Below are 618 nucleotides of genomic sequence, written 5' to 3'. Positions count from 1 at the left end.
TTTTACAACATTGTCAGTGCGTTAAGGCGGGATGTTTTTGGCTGACGCCAGTCCAGCTTATCGAGGAGCATTGCCAGTTGCGAGCGGGTAATGGATACCTTGCCGTCACGCACAGCAGGCCAGATAAACTGGCCTTCCTCCAGGCGTCTGGTGAACAGGCACAGACCATCAGCATCAGCCCACAGGATTTTAATCATGTCACCCCGTCGGCCACGGAAGATGAACAGGTGACCGGAGAAGGGATTATCATTCAGCACATGCTGTACCTGTTCACCCAGCCCGTTGAAAGACTTACGCATATCGGTTATCCCAGCAACGAGCCAGATGCGGGTGCCTGACGGGAGTGAGATCTGAAGTGGCACACTGAATTTGGCCACCTGAACAGAGGTGATATGCTCACCTCAGAACAACACAGGTGCTCCAATGAAAAAAAGAAATTTTAGCGCAGAGTTTAAACGCGAATCCGCTCAACTGGTTGTTGACCAGAAATACACGGTGGCAGATGCCGCCAAAGCTATGGATGTTGGCCTTTCCACAATGACAAGATGGGTCAAACAACTGCGTGATGAGCGTCAGGGCAAAACACCAAAAGCCTCTCCGATAACACCAGAACAAATC

At 50.8% G+C, this 618-nt stretch carries 2 protein-coding genes; one reads left to right on the top strand and one right to left on the bottom strand.

Features of this window, described 5'->3' with window-relative positions; all coding sequences use genetic code 11:
* Positions 1 to 2: 2 nt before the first annotated feature.
* Entirely contained in the window at positions 3 to 299 is a 297-nt protein-coding gene (gene tnpB, locus BFF42_RS19690) for an IS66 family insertion sequence element accessory protein TnpB (protein ID WP_001232000.1), read from the bottom strand.
* A gap of 124 nt (positions 300 to 423) precedes the next feature.
* Here tnpB and BFF42_RS19685 point away from each other — a divergent pair.
* Positions 424 to 618: IS3 family transposase (locus BFF42_RS19685; protein ID WP_032291100.1), on the top strand; the 195-nt coding region annotated here is incomplete at its 3' end.

The sequence above is a fragment of the Shigella sp. FC1661 genome, assembly GCF_001712525.1.
Lineage (GTDB): Bacteria > Pseudomonadota > Gammaproteobacteria > Enterobacterales > Enterobacteriaceae > Escherichia > Escherichia coli.
Note: the sequence above shows the minus strand (reverse complement) of the source record. Positions and strands in the feature narration are given on the sequence as shown.